17 protein-coding genes and 1 tRNA gene are annotated in these 22,569 nt (G+C 47.8%); 6 read left to right on the top strand and 12 right to left on the bottom strand.

The features are described from left to right. Positions 1–113 precede the first annotated feature (113 nt). The 4 genes from J0A67_RS00090 (at position 114) to J0A67_RS00075 (ending at position 2,961) form a co-directional block, all read left to right on the top strand. Positions 114–449 carry a hypothetical protein gene (locus J0A67_RS00090; protein WP_206567237.1) on the top strand — a complete coding sequence of 112 codons (336 nt, stop codon included), beginning with the start codon at positions 114–116 and terminating at the stop codon, positions 447–449. Positions 450–602: 153 nt separating this feature from the next. Next, a complete protein-coding gene (locus tag J0A67_RS00085) occupies positions 603–1,496 on the top strand; it encodes an AAA family ATPase (protein ID WP_206567236.1) in 894 nt (297 codons plus the stop codon). After that, positions 1,477–2,463: a DUF3871 family protein gene (locus tag J0A67_RS00080; RefSeq protein WP_206567235.1), complete on the top strand. Its 987-nt coding sequence runs from the start codon at positions 1,477–1,479 to the stop codon at positions 2,461–2,463. The genes J0A67_RS00085 and J0A67_RS00080 overlap by 20 nt, the downstream gene beginning before the upstream one ends. Positions 2,464–2,511: 48 nt before the next feature. Continuing rightward, positions 2,512–2,961 (top strand): JAB domain-containing protein, encoded by a 450-nt coding sequence (locus J0A67_RS00075; RefSeq protein WP_206567234.1) that lies wholly within the window; start codon positions 2,512–2,514, stop codon positions 2,959–2,961. A gap of 138 nt (positions 2,962–3,099) precedes the next feature. Here J0A67_RS00075 and J0A67_RS00070 read toward each other — a convergent pair. Next, a tRNA-Arg gene (locus tag J0A67_RS00070) sits at positions 3,100–3,173 on the bottom strand. Between the two features lie 166 nt (positions 3,174–3,339). On the opposite strand from J0A67_RS00070, the gene J0A67_RS00065 reads away from it, so the two are divergent. Further along, the gene (locus tag J0A67_RS00065) at positions 3,340–4,086 is read left to right on the top strand and encodes a porin family protein (protein WP_206567233.1); all 747 of its coding nucleotides are present in this window, start codon (positions 3,340–3,342) and stop codon (positions 4,084–4,086) included. A gap of 80 nt (positions 4,087–4,166) precedes the next feature. On the opposite strand, the gene J0A67_RS00060 is transcribed toward J0A67_RS00065, so the two are convergent. Both J0A67_RS00060 and rpoN read right to left on the bottom strand, forming a co-directional pair. Next, positions 4,167–4,736, bottom strand: coding sequence for a phosphatase PAP2 family protein (locus J0A67_RS00060; RefSeq protein WP_241265020.1), 570 nt, complete (start codon positions 4,734–4,736; stop codon positions 4,167–4,169). 50 nt (positions 4,737–4,786) lie between these two features. Further along, positions 4,787–6,244 carry an RNA polymerase factor sigma-54 gene (gene rpoN, locus J0A67_RS00055; RefSeq protein ID WP_206567231.1) on the bottom strand — a complete coding sequence of 486 codons (1,458 nt, stop codon included), beginning with the start codon at positions 6,242–6,244 and terminating at the stop codon, positions 4,787–4,789. 177 nt (positions 6,245–6,421) lie between these two features. On the opposite strand from rpoN, the gene asnS reads away from it, so the two are divergent. Further along, entirely contained in the window at positions 6,422–7,873 is a 1,452-nt protein-coding gene (gene asnS / locus J0A67_RS00050) for an asparagine--tRNA ligase (protein WP_206567230.1), read from the top strand. A 56-nt stretch (positions 7,874–7,929) separates the two neighbouring features. Here the strand turns inward: asnS and J0A67_RS00045 are convergent, their stop codons facing one another. The 9 genes from J0A67_RS00045 to J0A67_RS00005 form a co-directional block, all read right to left on the bottom strand. Continuing rightward, entirely contained in the window at positions 7,930–9,387 is a 1,458-nt protein-coding gene (locus J0A67_RS00045; protein ID WP_206567229.1) for a sulfatase, read from the bottom strand. 91 nt (positions 9,388–9,478) lie between these two features. After that, a complete protein-coding gene (locus tag J0A67_RS00040) occupies positions 9,479–10,666 on the bottom strand; it encodes an MFS transporter (protein ID WP_206567228.1) in 1,188 nt (395 codons plus the stop codon). Between the two features lie 63 nt (positions 10,667–10,729). Further along, positions 10,730–12,199 carry an NAD(P)H-hydrate dehydratase gene (locus J0A67_RS00035; RefSeq protein WP_206567227.1) on the bottom strand — a complete coding sequence of 490 codons (1,470 nt, stop codon included), beginning with the start codon at positions 12,197–12,199 and terminating at the stop codon, positions 10,730–10,732. A gap of 2 nt (positions 12,200–12,201) precedes the next feature. Then, entirely contained in the window at positions 12,202–13,515 is a 1,314-nt protein-coding gene (locus J0A67_RS00030; protein ID WP_206567226.1) for an MFS transporter, read from the bottom strand. A gap of 61 nt (positions 13,516–13,576) precedes the next feature. Beyond that, on the bottom strand, positions 13,577–14,041 hold the full coding sequence (locus tag J0A67_RS00025) for an ExbD/TolR family protein (protein ID WP_206567225.1): 465 nt from the start codon (positions 14,039–14,041) through the stop codon (positions 13,577–13,579). Position 14,042: 1 nt separating this feature from the next. After that, entirely contained in the window at positions 14,043–14,678 is a 636-nt protein-coding gene (locus tag J0A67_RS00020; protein ID WP_206567224.1) for an ExbD/TolR family protein, read from the bottom strand. 2 nt (positions 14,679–14,680) lie between these two features. Continuing rightward, entirely contained in the window at positions 14,681–15,010 is a 330-nt protein-coding gene (locus tag J0A67_RS00015; protein ID WP_206567223.1) for a hypothetical protein, read from the bottom strand. Between the two features lie 56 nt (positions 15,011–15,066). After that, positions 15,067–15,867, bottom strand: coding sequence for a MotA/TolQ/ExbB proton channel family protein (locus J0A67_RS00010; protein WP_206567222.1), 801 nt, complete (start codon positions 15,865–15,867; stop codon positions 15,067–15,069). A gap of 668 nt (positions 15,868–16,535) precedes the next feature. Continuing rightward, complete coding sequence (locus J0A67_RS00005; RefSeq protein WP_438839586.1) at positions 16,536–22,565, bottom strand: CLIPPER-2 domain-containing protein; 6,030 nt, start codon at positions 22,563–22,565, stop codon at positions 16,536–16,538. Between the last annotated feature and the right edge of the window lie 4 nt (positions 22,566–22,569).

Raw genomic sequence — 22,569 nt, 5'->3', positions numbered from 1 at the left:
CGCGTTTATTTGCCTGATTAACTGTTATTTAGCTTGGTTTTGGCCACATTTTTTCGTATATTCTTATATGTCGAACGGTTTCCGACGCTCTTTTTACCCCAACTTTTCACACCATGGACACCACTTTTTACATCCAAGTTCGCTCGATGCAGAGCGGAGAATCGCTGATCGTTTCAGCTGAATTTCAAACCAGAACCGAGGCTGAGAGCTACAAGAATCAGCTGATCAGGTTACTTATCAACCATGCGGACTGGGTAAATCTTGAACTCTTGCACACTTGGTTCAACCATGACTTCATCATTGAGTTGGTGGAGGCCGATGCAGACCATCGCATTGAGACCACACCTCTGAGAACCGCCAGACTTAATGCATTGGACGATTTTGAAAGGATCCTGGAGTTCATGAACCACACCTATGACCAGGTGAAAAAAGTCAAAATTGCGGCCTAGCAAAAGTGCGATGTAGCAGTGAGCAGGTACCCCCCCGTAGAGATCCCCCCGGTCAAGCTTTCATCGGGACCACCCCCCGCCTTCCTGTGGGGATCTTTCTACCCAGATTCCTATCCCCCGAAAAATCCAGTGTTAAACTTAAACCTCAAACACATGGAAAATTTACGGATTTCAAAACGTTCCCAAGCTCGCATCCGAATTGCGTTGCAGGGTCCAAGCGGGGCTGGCAAGACTTACTCTTCACTGCTGCTTGCTTATGGTCTGACTGGCAACTGGTCAAAGATTGCCGTCATCGACACCGAGAACCAGAGCGCGGATCTCTATGCCAACCTGGGTCAGTACAATGTTCTCTCGATAGGTGCGCCTCACACCCCCGAGAAGTATGTGGAGGCAATCGAGGTCTGTGAGAAAGCCGGTATGGAAGTGATCATTATTGACAGCATCTCTCACGAGTGGGAAACTTTGCTCGACATCCAGTCCAACATGCCAGGCAACAGCTTCACCAACTGGGCGAAGATCACTCCCCGCCACAATGCCCTGATCAACAAAATCCTGTCCTCCACCTCACATGTAGTCGCGACTGTCAGAAGCAAACAGGACTACGTGCTCATGGATAAAAATGGGAAGATGGTTCCTGAGAAAGTCGGATTGAAGGGAGTACAGCGTGACGGACTGGAGTACGATTTCACCATAGTATTCGATGTGAACATCAAGCACCAGGCTTCAGCCTCAAAGGATCGCACCGGAATTTTTGTCGATCAGCCTGACTTCAAGATTAGTCAGGAGACAGGCCAGAAAATTCTCAAGTGGTGCATGGAAGGTGCTCCAGCTTCTCAGAAACCTAATGCCTTTTCTCTTATTGACGAGTTTGAAAAAAGCCTCGACTTCCTGGATACAATCCAAGCGTGTCAGAGCCTTGACGAGCTAATCAAACTCTTCAACGATAATCCGCACTTGCAGCAGATCTATCGAGATGAGTTCATTGCACAGAAAAATTCCCTTCGGTCACTTCCTAACTACAAACAGAATGGAACTACTGCGCATTGATCAGCTACCTGTCCGTCTCCGGCCAAACATCGAATTGACCAGCGAGCCCTCATCTTCGTTCATTGAAGCGAATACAGAAGCAGTGGCATTCAAGGAAATGCGTGACCATCATGTGATCCCGGTTTTCCTCAAGGATAACGAACCCGCTATCTCACACTGTGAATTTGTGGAGGCTGTGTCTCAGGCCGCACAAGACAGCTTCAGTTTCTCGGATTTTCCTGAGCCAAGGATACGGGTTTCCCATCCAGTCAAAGGCCGTGTTTACGAAGCTCGTCACAAAAAAGCTCAGGATCTTCTACAGCATGAGAAGACCATTTACTTCGAACGGATGGCTTTCATGATCACCATTCCGGGTATTCAGGATGAGATTTCTGGCAACTTGCTTGAGTTAACGGTTGGAGGGGTAAAGGCATTTCACCTCGATAACATGAACGCCTGTAAAGGAAGCCCCGAACATTTCAAGGTGTTCATCGGGTTTAAAAACAGAGTGTGTACCAACCTCTGCGTTTCAACTGACGGAGTCAAATTGGATATGAAAGCCAGATCGACTGAGGACTTGTATCTTCAAACGATGGAGCTTATTGCCGGATTTAACCCCGTCAGCTATGTCAGAAATCTGGCCACGTTTACTGCGTATGAGTTGGAGGAGCGGCAATTTGCTCAGATCATAGGACGTTGCAGGTTGTATCAGTTTCTCCCCAAGTCTCTGAGAAACGAGATCCCGGAACTGTTGATCAACGACACACAGGTTTCTCGAATTGCAGAATCTTTCTACGAGGATCAGAACTTCTCCAGACAAAACAACGGTGCGATAGATCTGTGGAGGTTTTTCAACCTGTTCACAGGGGCGAATAAACAGTCCTACATCGATAAGTTTCTGGAGCGTGGGGTAAACGGGTTTGAGTTCACGGAACAGATTCGCAGGTCACTGGACAGTTCCCACCCGGATTTCTGGTATTTAAGTTGAACCAAGAGCCCACCGTCAAAAGCGGTGGGTTTTTCTTTTGCACACATCATGAAAAACTTTCTTTACGAGCTCAAACTGAGCTACCACCGCACCTCTAAAAAACCAGTACATGGTGCCATTAAAACCAGCAGGGATTGCTTCGAAATCCTGAACCGTGTGTTTGATCATGACTTGATCGAGGCAAGGGAGGAATTTGTGATCCTGTACCTGAACCGATCCAACCAGGTGATCGGATATTACAAGGCGTTTCAGGGTGGAGTCGCTTCGGTCGTCTGTGACCCCAAGATGATTCTGTCTATGGCGCTGAAAACACTTGCATCTTCGATAGTTCTGGCCCACAATCACCCATCCGGTAAACTGGCACCTTCTGATCAAGACATCAGGCTAACTGAGCGTGTCAAGCAGGCTTGCAGGTATGTCGACGTGGAGTTGCTGGATCACTTGATCCTTACCGCTAGGAACGGATATTTCAGCTTTGCAGATGATGGGAAATTGTGACGAAGCATGTAAAACAAAAAGGGAGAAGCGACTGCTCCTCCCTTTGATGCTTCTAGATTTGTGTCACCCTCGAAAAAAAAGGGAGACACAAAATGGAGACACAACGTGCTAAAATGTGCCCCAGTTTCACTAGCTTTGTGACCTCGTCAGGATTCAAACCTGAAACCTCCTGAGCCGTAATCAGGTGCTCTATTCAGTTGAGCTACGAAGCCGAATTGGTTTGCAAAGGTATCCATAATTCTGTTTTTTGCAAATAACCGCTACCAAGAAAATTTACCAGACAAGCTTAAACCTTAAGAATAATTAAGATGGCCAAGGGGGTAAATCCTTTTGGATTTCATATTTTTGCCCACATTCCACTGATTTGAATTCTCGTTAATGAAAAAATTATTTACGCTGTCTCTCGCAATCTTGGCTTTCCATTTTGTGCAGGCACAGGAATCCGAAACTAAACCAAGAACTCCAATCGGAGGCCGTCCCAATATCCCCAGTGATCTTAATTTCGAATTTGGATTTAACCAGCTCACCAACCGACCTTCGGAAATCGGCGTGGATTTCATCGGTTCCAGGACCTTCAACATGTCCTATCAGGTTCCAGTTTATCTTTTTGGAAAAAGCTCGGGATTTACGTTAAACCCGGGTTTGGGAGTCGGATCAGACAAGATTGCCTTCAAAAACAACGAGAACCTCTTCACAAATGCCACATTGGGAGCCAACTCTTCGGAGCTTAAGGACATCACCGACGTCTATGGAGAAAATATCCTGATCAAGTCCAATAATTTCGCAGCCAACTATCTGGAGATCCCAATCGACCTGAGATACCATCTCAACAAAAACAACTACAGCAAAAGTTTTAGATTCAGCGTGGGTGGAAAAGTAGGCTTTCTATACGAGGCCCATACCAAAGTAAAGTATGAATCCGCCGCCTATGACAAGCGAAAAATCAAGGATAGCCAAGGCTACGGTCTGGAAAAGATCCGTTATGCAATCTCTGTCAAAGCTGGCTCTCCAGGCTTCTACGTTTGGGGAAATTTCTACCTGAATGACATGTGGGAAAAGGGACGTGGCCCTTATGCTACCCAAGCAAGTCAGCTGAATTTCGGCCTTGCGGTCACTGTGTTCTAAAAAGCGCCCGAACCGAGCCAAACTTCACCAAAAGACTCTCTACTCAAGACATACACGATCCGGCAATCCGGATCGTTTTTTTATGCCCAAATCCAGTTGAAACCAAGCCAACAAACCAAAAACCCAACTACCAAGCCAGTATAAATTTCAGTAGGCTTGTGGGCCTGAAGAAAAAGTCGGGAGGACGCCACAATGCCGCAAAGCAACAGCACACCCAAAAGCGGGTACAACACTTCAAATGTCGGGAACTTCCTGCCCAGAACCAGCACTACAGCTAGCAGCCCCCCTAGCCCAATCATATGGGCCGAGATTTTCCAGAAAAAACTCACCACCGCCAACAAGACTACGGCTATGCAGATGACCATCATCCCAAGCCAAAGAATTGGATCAAGATCTGTCTTTTGCTGCAAAAACCAAGTGGTGAGCAGAAAATAGAGTGCGGTGATGGTAAAGGGAAGCTTGCGGTCCTTGACCTCAGGCATGTGAAGGCTCTTGACCGTGCCGCTTAGGTGAAACCCAATGATAGTAACCATCGGAATTAATAAAGTGGAAAGGACAATCAAAAAGAAAATCCTATACTTGAATTCCTCGGGTATGCTGGTGGCTTGCGGCACTGCAAACAATAGCAGTCCGAAAACTAAGGTTGGCATGAGCAATGGTTGAAAAACCGCTGTTATCAGCAGGGCAATCGATCTCAGCACTACAGTTCCTTTCTTAGCCTTGCCACTGGAATCTGCAGCTGTTCCCTATATTTTGCTACTGTTCTTCTCGCGATGTTATAGCCTTTTTTGTTCAGCATCTTCACCAATTTGTCGTCGGACAGAGGCCGCTTCTTGTCCTCCGCATCTACCATAGCCTGGAGCACGGATTTCACCTCCCGGTTGCTCACGTCCTCGCCACTATCCGTGGCTATGCCTTCGGAGAAGAAGTATTTCAGCGGATAAACGCCAAACTCTGTCTGAATAGCCTTGCTGTTTGCCACTCTGGACACAGTGGAGATGTCCATGTCTATCCTTTCCGCTATGTCTTTCAGGATCATCGGGCGAAGGTTGGTTTCATCTCCATCTATGAAAAATTCCCGCTGGTAGTTGAGAATTGCCTCCATGGTCCTTAGAAGTGTATTTTGCCGCTGCTTGATGGCATCGATAAACCACTTTGCCGAATCCAACTTCTGCTTGACAAAGGTGACGGTATCTTTCAGCTTCTTGTCCTTTTTGTCACTCTTGTCATAGGCATCAAACATCTCTGCGTAGGACCGCGATATCCTCAGCTCTGGTGCATTTCTTGAATTTAGGCTGACCTCCAGCTTCCCGCCCGTGTTTGTCAGGATAAAATCCGGGATAATGTACTGCGTCCGCACCAAGCCATCGGAGGTTCCACCTGGTTTGGGATTGAGCCTCGTGATCAGGTTGACAGCATCTTTGATTTGCTCCTCGTCGAGATCGAGACGCTTTTGGATCTTTGAGTAGTGCTTCTTGGTAAACTCGTCGAAACATTCCTGAACAATCATCAAGGCGTGCTGCACCACTTGATCATCGGGATGCTCCTTACGTTCCAGCTGGATTATCAGGCATTCCTGCAGACTGCGTGCGGCTATGCCTGCCGGGTCAAAGTTCTGGATTTTGCGGAGGATCTCCTCCATTTCGTCAATATCAGTCTCGATATTCTGGCTGAAGGCAAGGTCATTGATGATCGCCTCCAGATCCCGCCTGATATATCCGTCATTTTCTATGCTTCCGATCAGCTGTTGGCCGATCATTTTCTGGCGCTCGTCGAGCTTCAAGAAGCTGAGTTGGGAAATCAGTTGCTCATGGAGTGAGGCCTGGGAGGAAATCGGTATTTCGCGGTCTTCGTCGTCTGCGTTGTAGTTTCCGTCACCCTGCATCTTATATCCGCTATACTCATCATCGAGATAGTCGTCCAGATTGACCTCACTATCCTCCCGTGCCCGATCTTCCTCGTAAGAATCCTCGAAGTCATCCTCTTGGGTCTGTTCGGGCTCTTCATCTTTTCCCTCCTCCAAGGCAGGATTTACCTCAAGCTCTTCTTCGATCCTGGCATCCAGTTCTGCAGTAGGTACTTGGAGCAGTTTGATAAACTGGATTTGTTGGGGGGAAAGCTTCTGGGAAAGGGACTGACTAAGATTAAGCTTTTGCATGTAAATGAGATAAAACCTGCTACTGGGTGTTAAAAAAAGCTTTTTCATCCGAAAAAGCCCGTGAATCAAATTTAGGAAAAAGAGGCAAATTTTTGATAAAAAGGTGATTTAATCGTTTTTTTGCATTCCACTGAAAAACGGCCGGAAAAGCATCTTTTCCAGCATAAACAATCTCCAATGGCATTCAACAAACGGGTCAAAATCAAGGCCGTCCTGGACCAAAATCTGATCGGACAAGAAATCACCCTAATGGGGTGGGTACGCACCAAAAGAAGCAACAAAAATGTCTCTTTTATCGCCCTCAATGACGGTTCCATCATCACCAATTACCAGGTTGTTGCCGATCCAAATCTGATCTCCGAGGAGATTTTGAAAAAGTGCAGCACAGGAGCTTGCCTGAAGGTCAGCGGAATCGTCGTGGAATCCCAGGGTGCCGGCCAATCTTCCGAGCTCCACGCCAAATCAATCGAAATCCTCGGCGAAGCCGATCCGGAAAAATTCCCGCTTCAGCCCAAAAAACACTCCCTTGAGTTCCTCAGGGACATTGCCCACCTCCGCATGCGCACCAATACCTTTGGCGCAGTGTTCCGGGTCAGGCATGCATTGGCCTTTGCCGTCCACAAGTATTTCAACGATCGTGGCTTTTTCTACATCCACACCCCCATCATCACCGCTTCGGATGCGGAAGGGGCTGGGGAAATGTTTCGAGTAACCACTCTCGACCTGAAAAACCTCCCAAAAGACGAGGCAGGGGGAATTGATTTCAAGCAGGATTTCTTCGAAAAAGAAACCAACTTAACGGTTTCCGGTCAGCTCGAAGGTGAATTGGCAGCCATGGCCCTAGGTGAGATCTACACATTTGGCCCAACCTTCCGTGCTGAAAACTCCAACACCACCCGTCACTTGGCGGAATTTTGGATGATCGAGCCGGAGATGGCCTTCTACGATGCAGAAGACAACCAAAACCTGGCCGAAGACTTCCTGAAATATGTCATCAATTATGCTTTGGAAAACTGCGCCGAAGACCTGCAATTCTTGGATCAGCGCGCAGCCGATGAAGAGAAAGCCAAGCCAGCCGAACAGCGTGCCGAGTTGGGACTGATCGAGAAGCTGAAATTCGTCGTCGAAAACGATTTTGTCCGCCTGACCTACACGGAAGCGATTGACATCCTCCGCAACTCCAACCATAACAAGAAAAAGAAATTCCAATACCTAATCGATTCCTGGGGCGCTGACCTCCAGTCTGAGCACGAGCGATATCTGGTGGAAAAACACTTTAAAAAACCTGTTATTCTGACTGACTACCCGAAGGAAATCAAGGCTTTCTACATGAGGCAAAACGAAGACGGCAAGACAGTTGCGGCTATGGATATTCTATTTCCTGGTATCGGAGAGATAGTTGGAGGATCGCAGCGGGAAGAAAGATTGGACCGCCTGACCCAAAGAATGCAGGAGATGCACATCCCCGAGGAGGAGCTTTGGTGGTATCTGGATACCCGTAGATTTGGGGCCAACCCACACGCCGGCTTTGGTCTGGGCTTTGAGCGAATGGTTTTGTTCGTCACCGGCATGGGAAATATCCGGGATGTGATTGCCTTCCCAAGGACTCCGGGAAACGCAGAATTCTAAAAACTGAAAATCCCCGGCCGATGGTCGGGGATTCTTATTTTAGCGCTTTTGTAGATTTATTGATCCCTAGGCTCCTGCTGATAGAGGCCAGTATTCCCTTTTTCCAACAAGTTCACCAGCTCACCAACTTGATCTAACTTATCCCCGGCGATGTTTTTGGTTTGGAAAGGATCTGTCTCAAAGTCATACAATTCGAGTTCCCTTCCTTCTTTTCGAAAATATTCCGTCAGTCGATAGCGTGAATTACGGACTGAAATGCCTCGATTGTAGTAGGAATACGCATAGTTTCTCCAAGTTGGCAAATCCGGAAAATCCATCAACGTCACGATGCTCGCTCCATCCAAACCCTCTACCGGAGTCAAGTCCGCCAATTCCAAAATAGTTGGAAAAATATCCGTACTACTCACCACTTGCTCTATTTGGTTGCCGGATTTCCCTGGTCTACGGATCATCAAAACACTTTGCAAAGCTCTGTCGAAAAGCGTGTGTTTGCCCCACACCAGTTGGTCTCCCAAATGCCAGCCATGGTCGCCCCAAACGATCACAATGGTATTCTCCGCCAATCCCTGCCGCTGCAATTCATCCAAGACCTTACCAATCTGGGCGTCCACATAGCTGATAGCCGCCAAATACCCATGGCGAACTTTCCGGGAATATCCGTCGGACATCGCCACGTCCAAGCTTGCCTTTTCTTCGCCTAGGATGTATTGGTTGAATTCTCCACTCTGGATAAGACTTGCTTTGGATGAATTTTCGGGAATGGCCGCGAATGGAGCCAAAGGAATTTCTGCCTCATCGTAAAGATCCCAGTACTTTTTAGGCGCGGTGAAAGGCAAATGGGGCTTAAAAAACCCAACACCCAAGAAAAACGGCTGCCCTTTCCCCTTTAATTCCTTCAACTTTTCAATCGCAAGATTGGCCGTAAGCGCATCCGGATAGTCCTCATCGGCTACATCCGCAGACTCATAGGGCTTCACTTGGCCTTTGAGCGTATTTCGGTTGGATCCATCTGCATAGCCAAAAAAAGCGTTGTGGGCAGTTCCCCATTTTCCTGAATCGAACAGCATCTCATCCCAACTTCCGGGAAGCTCGATCTGATCGCTTTTTGGCTCCAAATAGTCGTACACATAGCCGTCCGGATGATGGGATATCTTACCAATTCCAACAGTATAGTAGCCATTGCCCCTTAATTTTTCCAGAAAGGTCATCGCCCTCTCCCTTTCCTCCTTTTTTGAAATCATCTGGACGGCAGCAAGATTTCCAACCTCGGCAGTCGTTTTTGGCAGCTTACCCACGAGCAGATTATATCGGGATGCTCCGCATGTAGGAACCGTCGCAAAATGATTTTTGAAAAGACTGCTTTCAGCCGCTAGCCGATCCAAATGAGGAGAATGGACATAGTCCAGCCCATAAGCGCCCAATTCCGGCCTCAAATCGTCCACCGCAATGAACAGAAAATTGGGAGAATCTTGATTACTTGGATTTTGGCGGGCAAAGGATGTCCCGCATATCATACAAACCCATGTGATACACCAAAATTGAAAAACCTTCATCAGAAATGCTTCGAAAACCTTAAATCACTTCCAAGATAAAGACAAATCCGGTTTAGCTCACAACCTTCACCCTACGAGCCAAGGGAATACAGAGGATGCTGAAGAAAATAGCCAGATAGCCAACGATGTTAAAATGGGTCAACTGCCCAAGTTCATTTTCCCCAATGATCAACCCGGCACCCAATGAAGCCAAACCCGCCGCGAGTTGTTGCACTGCGGAGTTGAAACTCAAAAAACTGCCTCGATTTTCGGGCTTTGCCGTCCCGGTGATAATGGCTGCCGCCGGCACATAGCGACCGTTGGAAGTCACAAAAAACATCGTAGTCACCACCAACACCAGGGGAATCGGAGTTACGCCGAGATGGGTAACAATCCCGATGGGAATCAGGTTGAGCAGCATGAAGATCGTGAAGACCTTCAGCTTTCCGTGTCGATCAGACAGCTTGCCCACCCAAGGGGAAGTGAATATGGTAAAAGCTCCACCGGCGATATAGATATAGGTAAGCTGCAATTCAGTAAAGCCCACATTGGCGACGTTGTACGGGCTTAAAAACGGAATGATCATAAACTGCCCAAACATCATCATCACCGAGAGCGCTATCGCCCGCATTTGGTTGCCATCGCTGGTCACCCGCGAAATTACCTTCAGTGGATGGGGCCGCTTGAGTTCCTTTCCCAAATGATCCCTTATTGGCGGGATGAATTTGTAAATCATTGCAAAACTCATAATCGACAATCCAGCGAGGATGAAAAATGGGGTATGCCAGCTGGAAATACTGGCCAAAAACAAACCAATTGGAACGCCCATGACCGATGCAAAGGAAAAAGCCGCCATGACAAGCCCCATTGCCCTCCCCCTTCTTTCGTCGGGAATCACGTCGCCGATGATGGCGAGAATCAAGGCCGAAGTCAGTCCGCCGAAAACTCCGGACAAGACCCTTGCTACAAGCAAAATCCCATAGCTCGGAGAGAGAGCGCAGCCCAATGTCCCAATCGTAAAGCCGATATAGACCCAAATCAGGATCTTCTTCCGATCAAAGCGATCCAAGAAAAAGGCTCCGAAAAAACTGGAAATCCCAGCACTAAAGGTGTAAGAAGAAACCAACAAACTGAACTCGCTTGGGCCTATATCAAAGATTCTCATGAGCTGCGGTCCGAGCGGCATGAGAATCATAAAGTCTACGATGTGAATAAAGTTGATGGCAGCGAGCGTCCAGAGAATCGCCTTTTCGTTTTGCATGTCAAAAATCTATGGTTTGAAAACCCGGATGGATAGGATTAAGTTTGGCCCGGAGGTATTTTTTCAGGAAATATCAAGTCTCCGAAAAGTCTCCGGAATAGCTTCGACTATATCTGAAGCAATCGTACCCCGGCGCTTTCGTTCACCCGCAATCTCCCCCGCAAGCCCATGCTGATACACCCCGCAAATCATCGCTTGCTCCGGGCTGTAGCCCTGGCCAAGTAATGAGGTCAAAATTCCAGTGAGCACGTCCCCCGCTCCCGCAGTAGCCATGTAGTGCGTACCAGATGAGTTGAATATCTGCCTCCCGTCCGCCAAACAAATCACCGAATTGGCCCCTTTGATGAGCATGTTGAGACCCCACTTATTGCAAAAATCAGAGGCTTTCTCAAGCCTCTCAAGATGGTTTTCACTCCTTCCCAAGATACGATCAAATTCAACCAGATGAGGCGTGAGTATACTGCCTTTTGGAATCAGCTGAACCAAATCCGGTTTTTTGCCCAGCAAGGTGATCGCATCCGCATCGATGACCATGGGTTTTGGAAAGTTTTGGAACAGGTAGGCAAGAGTTCCGGCATTGTCGTCCACTCCTATAGCCGGCCCCACTCCAAGGGCATCGAACATCCCCAAATTCCCTTGCAAGCCGAAGCTGCACATGAGCTCAGGAGCCGCAGTCTGAACGACCTGCCTTTCACTTTCTGGAATCTGCACTGTGACCAAGCCGGAACCTGTGCGCAAGGCAGCTTTTCCCGCCAGCACCGCAGCCCCCATCTTTCCTATGCTTCCCGCAAACAACATGATTTTACCAAAATCACCCTTGTGGGAAAACCTGTGAAACGTCCTATGGTAGCTTTTCAGATCTTTTTTTATAAGAAAAAAATAAGTGCTGGGAAACTCTTGATAGTCCGAATCTTCTATTCCTATATCCACAAGCACCAATTTCCCGGCGACGGAGGCATGCTCCGGAAAGAGCAAAGAAAGCTTTGGAAAAGCTAATGTGACTGTAAAATCAGCCCTGACACAGAGTCCGTCAAGCAATCCGTCGGACGGCAAGCCGCTTGGAATATCAACCGAGATTTTCAACCCGGCAAGGGAATTTATCTTTTGGATCACCTCAACAGCTTCCTGCCTCAAGGGCCCTCTTAACCCAACTCCCAAATAAGCATCTATCACAACTGCTGATTCGCAGGGCGCAAATTCCGACCAATGCCTAACTTGGACACCATCCGGCAGAGACTGTTTGTTGAACAGCGCATCCGGACTCATACCAGAGGAATCAGTGAAACACTGGACAACAATAACTTCGAAGTCCAATCCATGCAAGAGTCGCGCTATAGCATATCCATCGCCTCCGTTGTTTCCTGCGCCACAAAAAACTACAACCGGAAGTTGTTTGTCAAAATCCATCGCTGTCCACCAGCCCACGAATCCAGACGCCGCGCTTTCCATCAAATTCAAACTGGAAATCCCTTTTCGATTAATATAAGCTGCGTCCAGCTCCTTGACTTGGCTGCCTGAGAGAATTTTCAACATATTTAGGAAGGTTGGACGGAAAGGGATTTTTTGGGTATGGTCACTAAAAGAAGAAACCCAAGTCCTACTACAAAGAATATTCCTAGTGAAACCGCGCTATTTCTCATGCTTCCAGTCATCTGCTCAATAATCCCATAGGAAAATGTCCCAAACACGATCGCCAGCTTCTCAGTCACATCGTAGAAGCTGAAAAATGACGCATGGTCTGTGGTCTCTTCGGGGATCAACTTGGAAAACGTGGACCTGGAGAGGGACTGTATTCCACCCATCACCATCCCTACGACAAAGGCCAAAGCATAGAACTCGTAAACTGAGTAAACGTAGTAGGCGGCGCCGCAAATGCCAATCCATATTAGAACAAGTATCATCAAACTGATCTTGTTTCCGGAGACTTTTGAGATATAAGCAAAAAGGTAACTCCCCGCGATCGCCACGAATTGTATAATCAAAACAGTCAAAATCAATTGATCGCCAGGCAATCCCAGTTCCTTATCACCAAAAGAGGCGGCTAGGTACATCACCGTCTGCACGCCCATGGAGTAAAAAAAGAAAGACATCAAATATCGCTTCATTACTGGAATTTGCCTTACCTGGGAAAAAACCAAATTGATCTCTCGATAGCCTTTGAGAAGTAGCTTACTTTCAATCTTCTTTTTAAACGGGTTTTTCGGAAGAGTCTTGAAAGTGATCTGTGCAAAACCAGCCCACCAAAGACCCGTGATCAGAAACGAGAATCTGGGTGCAAAGCTACCCTCTGGCACTCCAAAAGCATCAGGAAACTGGATCAATGCCAGATTAAAAACCAACAATATCACGCTTCCGATGTATCCCAGTGCGAATCCCCTGGCACTCAGAAAATCATATTCGTGCTCCTCTGCTATCTCCGGGAGGTAAGCGTTGTAGAAAACAATACTCCCCGCGTATCCAATACTGGCCAATACACTGCAAATAATCCCAAACTCAAGATTGTCACCCTCAAAAAAGAAAAGACCGACACAGGACAGGGATCCCAAATAGGCGAAAGCTTTCATGAATGTCAGCTTTTTGCCGGAGGCATCGGCTATCCCAGAAAGCAGCGGAGAGAAAATAGCGATAACCAAAAAGGAAAACGAAATAGAATAAGAATACAACACCGTATTGACCAGGTTCCATCCAAAAAAATCCACAATGTCTGAGCCATCAGCTCCCTTGGTGACGCTGTTGTAATACACCGGAAAGATGGTGGAGGTAATGACAAGACTATAAACGGAATTGGCCCAATCGTACATGGCCCAAGCCCTATGGATTTTCTTTCTATTCGCTAGTTCTACCTTCATAAATTCAAACAAAAAAGCCATTCGATAATCGAATGGCTTTAAATATAGATAATCTCAATATTTAATCTTCGTAGATTTTGCCTGTCGAAGCATAGAGCACACGTCGGGCATCTGCATTTCTCAATTCTGTCTGAACATCTGAGATTGGTCCCATTTTCACATCCTTATCGACCTTCATGGAGATGGTTATCATTCCACGGTCAGCCTCAGGCAGTTTGTCACGTTCCTGGTTCACCCACTGAACGATATCCGGAGCGGTAACCAAAACATCATTGGCCTGTACTCTAGGCTCTGAGCCGTATAGTGAAGTATTCTTAGGCTTACCGATGAAGAGGTAGGAAATCAAGCTCTTCTTCTGAAGCTTCTGCAACTGCGTAGCCTGAGGGATTTTCTGCTCTACCAAGATCTCCTGATCGCGCAACACAGTAGTCACCATGAAGAAAAACAGGAGCATGAAGATGATATCCGGAAGTGCCGAAGTAGGAATAGATGTTTCGGCTTTCGTCTTTTTCTTAAACTTTGACATATCAGTTTCCTCCTATTTTATCTGGTTCTGCGATAGAGATTGCCATTGGAAGATTTTCCTTACCCCTGTCCAAAAGTGCTTGAGTGGCATCATCGTCACCAGTAAGTTTGCGATACTCCTCAGCGGTGAGCCCTACCCGTTCTCCGTAGATTTCAAAGTAGGCTTTTTTCGCCAAGTCAAACACCTCAAGAAAAAGCTCATAGCTGGTACCTCTGTTAGTCTTGATGGACACTACCGCTTCGGTAGGGTCATCAGAAGACTCAGGTCTTCTCAGTGCTTGGGCCTGAACTGTTGCCGGCAGCGTGTTGTACAATGCCACACCCTTCTCTGTTGGAGCTCCAAAATTCAAAACGAATTCTTTTATCTCCTTATCCAAACCGTCTGGACTTCTTCTATATTCCCCCTCAACCAACAAGTCGTCGTTGGCATTGATCAGAATAGTGTAGATGTTCCGCTCGTTCTTCTGGATGTCAGGGGGCGGTACATTTGGATCCAACTTCGGAGGCAGGATGTTCAAAATCCCTTTATCCGAAGCCATCGTCGTTGTAACTAGAAAGAAGATCAAGAGCAGAAACGCAATGTCCGCCATGGACCCTGCATTGACCTCCTGACTTCCTCTACCTTTACTTCTTGCCATAATTACTTGATAGCTTTGTTAAGTTCTGTAATCACGATGCCGACAACCGCAACAAGGGTCAAAACATAGGTAGTAATCAAACAGCCACCTACAACTTGAGACATCTGCGGAGTCAGGTTAAATGGCTCGCTTTCAAACTTGGGCAATACTTCATTGGTGGAAATAGAATAGCAAATGAAGAACAGCACCAAAATAGCAACCACTCCCAGGCCAGTTTTTAGTAAGCTCTTTGGATCATCCAAAGACTTGATCAGCGGAAGCAGTATAGAAACTACAGCTCCCAACCCTACCAGCGCATAGCTCACATAGAGCATAATATCAGTAGCATCCATTGTATTTCTCTTTTTATTAGTTAAGAATAGGGTTTAAGACAAAATGGTAGTAAGAATTACTTACCAGTCAATTTGTGCTTAACCAACACGTCCACCAAAGAGATGGAAGCATCTTCCATGTCGTTGACCAAAGAGTCGATTTTTGCTACCAAGTAGTTGTAGAACAACTGGAGGATGATCGCAACGATCAAACCAGCAACTGTAGTCAAAAGGGCGATTTTGATACCACCTGCTACGATGGATGGAGAAATATCACCAGCAGCCTCGATGGTATCGAAGGCGAAGATCATACCGATTACAGTACCCATGAAACCCAACATTGGAGCAAGAGAGATGAAAAGAGAGATCCAAACCAGACCTTTTTCCAATCTACCCATTTCTACAGATCCGTAAGCGATGATCGATTTTTCTACCATTTCAATCCCTTCGGAATATCTCATCAAGCCTTGGGTAAAGATGGAAGCAACAGGACCTTTGGTGTTTCTGGTCACGTCTTTTGCAGCTTCAATCCCACCAGATGCCAAAGCATCTTCCACTTTGTTGATCAGCTTTTTGGTATTGGTAGTCGCAAGGTTCAAAGTGATGATTCTCTCCAAGGCAATCGCAAGACCCAAGATCAAACAGATCAATACTGGGGTCATGTAAATGGGATCACCTTCGATGAATTTCTCCTTGATAACTTGGTGAAAGCTTTGCTCCTCTGCGACGATCTCATCGTCAACTACTGTAGGAGATGCAGCAGGGGTTTCCACTGCCGGGGTTGTGGTTGCAGCTGCCGAATCAGCATCTTGCGCGTTAGCGAAAACAGGAACAGTCATGATACCTGCAAGCATGAACAAAGCGATTAACTTTCTCATAATGTGTTTTTAATTAGACTTTTGATAAAGGTTAAATGGTTTCCAGATTAAAATCGAGTTTTAAAGTTATGATTTTTTAAATTCAAAAAACAATGGGGTGTTTTAACTTTTTTGAAAGAATCCGCTGTTTAGACCGAATTTAGGCCAATTTTACATGAATGGAACAACAAAACTGCTTTCTTTTCACACCTGAATTCACGCCCAAACTAGCTTTCGAAGTCGTTTCAACCAATCACATTACATATTCTCATCGATCTCCAAGCTTATCCATTTTTTGCTGAAATACCCAACTCTTTCAGCGTTTTTTATAAAGAAAAGAGATGTTCAAGAAACTAGGCCAGGTTTATTAATGCTGGGGCTACTCTCCATTTCTCTTTTTGGTGAGCCAAATGCCTTCCTATGCTCTACCTGGCCTGAAAGGGATTTTCGGTCTGCTTTCAATCGCCGCTCCCGTTGCATCACACTTTAACGCTAGCCCTATTAGCTAATTCTCAGGAATGGCTTGAAGAAAATCCGATTCTATTAACTCTGAAAATCTCCATTAAATGATCTAGATCGCTCTAGGGTTCCCATACATTAAAGACATCAGCAAACACTTATCTATCAATAACTTAAGAGACCATCCTCTTTCAAAGGCACTCAATAGGCAATGTAAACACCATAAGCATCTAATTTTTGATCACTTGAATCCAGCCCTTGAATTCGTGTTTGCCTCCATCTTTGTCTACTGTATTTAAGATGTAGAAGTACGTGCCTGCTACTTGGCCTGGTGCATCCCAATCATTCTCGTAGTTTTCAATTTTAAATACGTGATCTCCGAACCTGTTAAAAATGACGATATCATTGCTGACAAACTTACCTAGTCCCTGAATCTCGAAGGTATCATTGTCTCCATCGTTATTTGGTGTGATCACGTTCGGGATATGGAACGGAAGGATTTCATTGACATCATCGTCTTGATTATCCATCTCGTCTGTGTCTGTTTCACCAGATGACACAGAAGCCAGATTGGTAATGATGCCTGGGTCTCCAGCCTTCACCTTAATTCTGATGACAAGTTCTGCATCTGCAGCAAAAACTGGTATGGTCCAAATGATCCTGTTGCCAGATACGGAACTGACCACCTCAGCATTGCTGGCATTGGTCACGATTTCGTCGCTCAGGTATGCGACATTGATAGGCAAATCATCAATCAGGACTACCTCGGTCGCATCTGTACCGCCGATGTTTTTGAGTGTGACTTCATACTCAAATTCATCGCCTTCATAGATTTCGACTTCAAACGAAGTTTTCTCGACGGAAAGATTCACCTCATCATCTACCAGGAAGCATCTCAAGCCATAGTCGAAGTTGAATCTGGTCGGATTCTCCGTTGAAACGACTCCCGTCTGTACTATAGGAGTGGTCACTTCACAAACCAATCGGTTCGTCGCACTAGTCTCTGTGAGTCTTCCGGATGGATCTGGAAGCACTTTCACCAGACCAGATCCTCCCAAATTCAAGCCACGAGAATCGAATACCACGTCAGGCACCAGCGTGACTTCGTATTCTCCATAAGGAAGCGGTTGGGTAAGTTCGTGTTTCCAATAACCCAGCTGATTGACAGTTTCCAGCGCCTCGTAACCGTTCGGACCTTTGATCAAGATGTTTTGTCCACCAGGATTGCCAAAACCTGCTTTGTTAAGTTCTCCTTCGTTCTCAGGTCCTTCGTAGCTTCCGTCACCGTTCAAGTCAAACCATTCCCAACTGTAAACATTGATCGCTTGGCCTTGCGTAATGAAGTTTTGAGTAACATCTCCATTTCCGTCGGCATCAAACCATTCGTTTTCAACACCATCTCCATTTAAATCGTACCAAACGAAGCCTCTCAAGAATGGATTATTCGCAACAGGTCCTGAACCAGTACGGGCATACCTGAAATCAACCGGGTTATATTGACATGGTACGACAGTGATGTCCGCTTCATCCCCATCAATCGCCCTCAATCCTCTTGTAATCTCCAGATTTTGATCAAGTACTTTGACTTGGTAATCTCCTGCTGGCACACCTATGAATTGATATCTTCCGTTGCCATTGGTGATACTGATCAATGTATCGCCAGGTGTGTTTTCTCCTGGAAGAAGAATGACCGGTACATTTGCCAGGCCTTCCTGACCAATGATATGATATATCAATCCCGTGACCAGAGTTTCGCCGTTGCACTCTATTCTGGTGATCGCGTCATCCTGATCCGTCAGAGGATCTGCATCTATCGGGTTGGGGGCTGTCACATAGGCTATATTGACAACCGTGTCTCCTGAGGCAACATCTGCTTCAGTGATCGTATATGTGGTTACAAATTCCGTTGACTCTTGTGGAGCCAAACTGGCAATAGTCTGATCAAATCCTGTCAGTGGATCCGTCACATGGACATTAGTCAAATCAACATTTCCAGTATTAGTAACCAGCAAGGTGTAGGTGATCACCTGTCCACTCGCAATTGCAACGTCAATGTCCGCGGTCTTAACAATCTCAATGTCCGGTTTCGCATCCGTAACTACCACTGCATCGTCGCTATCCCCGACACTGTTTCCAATTGCGTCTGTAGCTGTCACACTGGCAATGTTGGTGATGCTACCCGCTTCCATATCCGATTGTGTCACCGTGTAGGTGGTAGTATAGGTAAGCGATTCTGCAGGTGTCATAGTCGGGATAGTCTCAACCAATCCTGACAACGGATCGGTCAGAAGGACATTTGATAAAGTCTCATTGCCAGTATTGGTCACGGTCAACGTATATGAAATCACATCACCCACCTGATCGTAGGTTGTAACATCTGCTGTTTTCGTCAGATCAATACCAGAAGACTGGATTGCTGTCACGGTCTCAGTCGCAGTATCGCTCAGGTTTGAGTTGGTTGCATCTGTTGCGGTCACCGTCGCTATGTTCACTACTTGTCCAGCATCAATATCACCTTGGTTAATAGTATAGCTTTCAATTACCGTCACTACCTGGGCAGGTGCCATTGTCCCAATGGACTGGTTTAGGCCGGTCAACGGATCGGTCAGGATTACATTGTCCAAAGTCTCGTTACCGGTGTTGCTCACTGTCAGGGTATAAGTGATTACATCACCAACTTGATCATAGGTTGCAACATCGGCTGTTTTCGTCAGATCAACTCCCGAAGACTGGACTGCCGTAACGGTAGCCGTGGCAGTGTCGCTCAAGTTGGTGTTGGTCGCATCCGTCGCAGTTACAGTCGCTACGTTCACCACAGAGCCTGAGTCGATATCAGACTGGGCAATGGTATAGCTTTCTGTCACTGTCACTACTTGGGCCGGTGCCAGGGTACCGATGGCCTGATTCAGTCCGGTCAAAGGATCTGTCAAGGTCACATTGTCCAAAGTCTCGTTTCCGGTGTTGCTCACTGTCAGGGTATAAGTGATCACATCGCCCACTTGGTCGTAGGTCGTGACGTCTGCAACTTTGGTGAGGTCAATGTCAGAAGACTGGATGGCTGTCACGGTCGCAGTCGCAGTATCGCTCAGGTTTGAGTTGGTTGCATCCGTCGCCGTAACCGTTGCCACATTGACCACAGACCCATTGTCAATATCGGATTGATTAACCGTATAGCTTTCTGTCTCTGTGATCACCTGAGCTGGAATCATTGTGCCAATGGACTGGTTCAGGCCGGTCAGTGGATCGGTCAAGGTCACATTCTCCAAAGTCTCGTTTCCGGTGTTGCTCACTGTCAGGGTATAAGTGATCACATCACCTACCTGATTGTAGATGGCGACATCCGCTGTTTTGGTCAGCTCGATTCCTGAAGTTTGAACTGCCGTCACCGTGGCAGAGGCCGTGTCGCTCAAGTCCGTATTATTTGCATCCGTCGCCGTGACCGTTGCTACGTTGACCACAGCTCCATTGTCAATATCGGATTGATTAACCGTATAGCTTTCTGTCTCCGTGATCACCTGAGCTGGAATCATTGTGCCAATGGACTGGTTCAGGCCGGTCAGTGGATCGGTCAAGGTCACATTCTCCAAAGTCTCGTTTCCGGTGTTGCTCACTGTCAGGGTATAAGTGATCACATCACCTACCTGATTGTAGATGGCGACATCCGCTGTTTTGGTCAGCTCGATTCCTGAAGTTTGAACTGCCGTCACCGTGGCAGTGGCCGTGTCGCTCAAGTCCGTATTATTTGCATCCGTCGCCGTGACCGTTGCTACGTTGACCACAGCTCCATTGTCAATATCGGATTGATTAACCGTATAGCTTTCTGTCTCCGTGATCACCTGAGCTGGAATCATTGTGCCAATGGACTGGTTCAGGCCGGTCAATGGATCGGTCAGGATTACATTGTCCAAAGTCTCGTTTCCAGCATTTGTCACGGTCAAGGTGTAATTGATCACATCTCCCGCCTGATCATATGTTGCCACGTCTGCGGATTTGATCAATTGTAGCCTAGAGACCCCAATCGCCCGGACCACCTCGCTGTCCATCGTGCCCAGGGTCGTATTGAACGGATCCGTGCCTTCGGCCGTGGCCGTGTTGGTCACCGTGCCGTTGTCCACATCCGACTGTACAATCGTGTAAGTCGCCGGTACAACTGTCATAGCCCCAGGTGCCAATGTTCCCAGATTGGTATTGGTTCCTGTAAGCGGATCAGTAACCGTCACATTGTCCAGGGTCAGGTTGCCCGTATTGGTCACTTCCAAGGTATAGTTGATCACCTGGCCTGCCTGGATGTACAGTTTCGGCGTTGCGGTCTTGATCAGCTGGATGCCGCCTGCACGCACGCCCGGTACGGATTCACTGTCTTTTGAGGCAACGGTTCTTCCACCCGGACCTTGACCGCTCACACTGGCCGTGTTGTCCACGGTGCCTGCGTCAAGGTCTGCCTGGGTAACCGTATAGCTGGTCGCTATTACCGTAGATGCTCCCGGCAACAGGTCGTTCAATGCCACCTGGGTAATTCCTGTCAACTGGTCATCCAGTACAATATTGTCCAGGGTCACATTGCCTATGTTGGTAACCGTCAACGTGTAGTCGATCACATCCCCCGGCTGGGCATAGCTTGCTGTACTGCTCTGCTTGTTCAGTTTGATACCCGGCTGTCTTCTGGCTACCGAAACCGCATTGTCCTTATCACTCACAGGGGTGGCCTGAGGGGTCGCTTCCACTCCCGTGGCCGTGGCCTCATTCGTGATCAGCCCTGAATCCAGGTCCTGCTGGGTTACCACGTAAGTCGTCGTGTAAACCGAACTTGCTCCAGGTGCCATCGTGCCAACTGACTGCGTCAATCCGGTCAGATCATCTGTCAACACCACGTTGTTGAGGGTCACGTTACCGATGTTGGTCACCGTAATCTCATATTCCAGTTGTTCCCCTACCGTACTGTATACCTGATCCAGCGATACCTTATCCACTTCGATCGCACCGAAGTCCTGCGAGGCAATCACAGCCCTGTCTGTTGCCGTGGCCGTACTGTTGTCCGGTGCAGTGCCTGTCACCGCCGCCGTGTTGATCAGGATGCGGTTGTCTATGTCTGCCTGAGTCAGCGTATAAGTCGCCGTGAAGGTCTGGCTATCGCCAGGAGCCATGGTGCCGATGCTCTGGTTGTATGGGATCAACGGATCGCTCAGCAATACCCCTGTCAGGGTCACGTTGCCCACGTTGCTCACCTCAAACGTATAGGTCACCACTTCGCCCGCATTCACAAAGACCTTAGGGTTGGCGGTCTTCACCAGATCCAGTGCCGGGGCCACATTGGCCAGTACCAGCTCGTCGTCCGTCGCGTCCACCGTCACATTCGCAGGCGACACACCCGTGGCCGTGGACGTGTTCAGGATTCCCCCTGCGTCCACGTCCGCCTGGGTCACCGTCAAGCCGACTGAATAACTTGCCGTCTGGCCGGGAGCCAGTTCAGGCAGGGTCGGAGAGGTAAAGTTGCGCAGCGGATCGGTCACCACCACTCCGTATAGGGTCACGTTGCCCGTGTTCTCCACTTCCAGCGTATAGGTGATCACATCACCGGCCTGGTCGTAGGTCTGTCTGTCAGCAGTCTTCGACAGACTGATCGATGGACTCTGGCCTGCCGTGATACGCTCAGGGGCCGTCACCGTCAGTACCGTATTGTTCGGATCGGTGCCCACCGCCGTGGCCACGTTGTCCACAAAGCCTCTGTCCAGATCTGCCTGGGTAATGGTCAGGATGCCGGATACCGATTCGGTCTGGCCGGGAACCAACGTGAAGCTTGGGGAAGTATAGTTGGCCAACGGATCATTGACCACCACATTGGTCAGGGTCACGTTGCCCGTGTTCTCTATCTCAAGGGTATAGCTGATCTGCTCGCCCACCTGGCTGTAGGTATGCGGGCTGGCTGTTTTCTTCAGATCCAAAGCAGGTGTCTGGTTCGCAGTCACCGTCGCCGTCGCCGTAGCGGTCTGCGTTCCGCTGTTCGGATCCAGACCCGTAGCCGTAGCCGTGTTCACGAAGCTGCCGTTGTCAATGTCTGTCTGCGTGATCGTATAGCTGCCCGTTACCGTGGCGCTCTGGTTTGGTGCCAGTGTGCCTACCTGAGGGTTGTCAAGGGTCGTGCCCACGTCGCTTACCGCAACGCCGGTCAACGTCACGTTGCCTGAGTTGGTAACCACCAGCTCGTAACTGATCACCTCATCCAATTGGCTGTAATCCGTAGGAGTAGGGGTTTTCGTCAAGGCG

The organism is Algoriphagus aestuariicola (assembly GCF_017254835.1).
GTDB classification, from domain to species: Bacteria; Bacteroidota; Bacteroidia; order Cytophagales; family Cyclobacteriaceae; genus Algoriphagus; species Algoriphagus aestuariicola.
The sequence above is the reverse complement of the archived record's forward strand: the minus strand, read 5'-3'. Positions and strand labels throughout refer to the sequence as shown.